Raw genomic sequence first — 1,354 nt, 5'->3', positions numbered from 1 at the left:
AATCCCGCATGACATCATGCAGTTTTTCATTATGAATATTTGCGGATAGATTTGCCGGAATGGCTATTTCGCTGCGGGAAGGGTGCGGCTTATGCTTTATTTCTTAGCATATCAAGCAGGAGCGAAAATATGTCCTCAACCTCGGCGGGCGTTAATATTGCGATTGAGAAGGTTAATCATCATTTCACCTTAGAAGGCGAAGATTTACCGGTGCTGGAGAATATTAATTTGCAGGTAAAGGCCGGTGAATTTGTTGCGCTGCTTGGGCCTTCCGGCTGCGGCAAATCGACGCTGCTGCGTTTGCTGGCCGGACTCGAACCGCCCGCCAGCGGGTTACTGGCGGAAGAGGGCAAAGCAATCACCGCGCCTGATCCGTCGCGCGTGGTGGTGTTTCAGGATCCCACGCTTTATCCGTGGCGCACCGTCTATGACAACGTCGGCCTCGGTTTGCAGATTCGCGGAGAGAGCCGCCCGCTGCGCGAACAGCGTATTAACGCGATGCTGGATCGCGTCGGCCTCAGGCAGTTCGCCCGCGCCTGGCCGCATCAGCTTTCGGGCGGTATGGCGCAGCGTGCGGCGCTGGCCCGTGCGCTGGTTAACGTGCCGCGTTTGCTGATCCTCGATGAACCGCTCGGCAAGCTTGATTCACTGACGCGCTTGCGTATGCAGCAGGAGATTGTCGATCTGTGGCAGGAGCAACAGTTCACCACGCTGATGGTAACGCACGACGTGGAAGAAGCGCTGGTGATGGCGAATCGCGTGGTGGTGTTCAGCCCAAGACCAGCAAAAGTGGTGGATGTGATCGAGGTTGATCTGCCGTGGCCGCGCCGCCGCGATGACCCGCAGCTGGTGGCGCTGCGCAGCCGGATACTGGATTTGTTGGGCGCGGAGCGCGTGGCGGCGTGATGCAGTCATCCGCTTATGGCGTATCAGAATCTTTAAGGGTTGTTTCGAGAAAATGCGTGGTGTGATGCATCCATTCACGCATTTCGAAGAGATCTAACATCAAGCTGAAAGAGATGAAGGTTACGCAGATAATCAATAAGATGGCGATGTAGTAAGGCAATGAAGACATCTATTCCTCCCTGGAATACGGTCTGGTTGAGAGGTGATTATTACTTAAGTTTTTCTTATTAACAAACCTTAAGAGTTATACCGCTCAGTTCAGCATTGATTTGCATATGTATGCAGGTGCGCATGAATGCGCACCCTACGAAAACGCGCCAATCCTTTGTAGGGTCGCCATTTATGGCGACCGTAAGGATTTTACTTTCCCGACACAATGAAGCGATAACCGATGCCACGCAGCGTTTTAATATACGCCTTGCCGATTTTCTCGCGCAGATTATGAATA

Annotated in this window: 2 protein-coding genes; one reads left to right on the top strand and one right to left on the bottom strand. The window is 53.0% G+C overall.

Annotated features, from left to right (window positions below):
* Positions 1–129 precede the first annotated feature (129 nt).
* On the top strand, positions 130–906 hold the full coding sequence (locus tag RTY00_RS23065; RefSeq protein ID WP_312666510.1) for an ABC transporter ATP-binding protein: 777 nt from the start codon (positions 130–132) through the stop codon (positions 904–906).
* Between the two features lie 13 nt (positions 907–919).
* Here RTY00_RS23065 and RTY00_RS23060 read toward each other — a convergent pair whose 3' ends face one another.
* Complete coding sequence (locus RTY00_RS23060) at positions 920–1,075, bottom strand: hypothetical protein (RefSeq protein ID WP_154156799.1); 156 nt, start codon at positions 1,073–1,075, stop codon at positions 920–922.
* Positions 1,076–1,354 lie beyond the last annotated feature (279 nt).

It is taken from the genome of Pantoea sp. CTOTU49201, assembly GCF_032054795.1.
GTDB lineage: Bacteria > Pseudomonadota > Gammaproteobacteria > Enterobacterales > Enterobacteriaceae > Pantoea > Pantoea symbiotica.
Note: the sequence above shows the minus strand (reverse complement) of the source record. Positions and strands in the feature narration are given on the sequence as shown.

Excerpts from the sequence above, each read along its gene's own strand:
- RTY00_RS23065 (WP_312666510.1), top strand. The coding sequence starts at position 130 with ATGTCCTCAACCTCGGCGGGCGTTAATATTGCGATTGAGAAGGTTAAT.
- RTY00_RS23060 (WP_154156799.1), bottom strand. The coding sequence starts at position 1,075 with ATGTCTTCATTGCCTTACTACATCGCCATCTTATTGATTATCTGCGTA.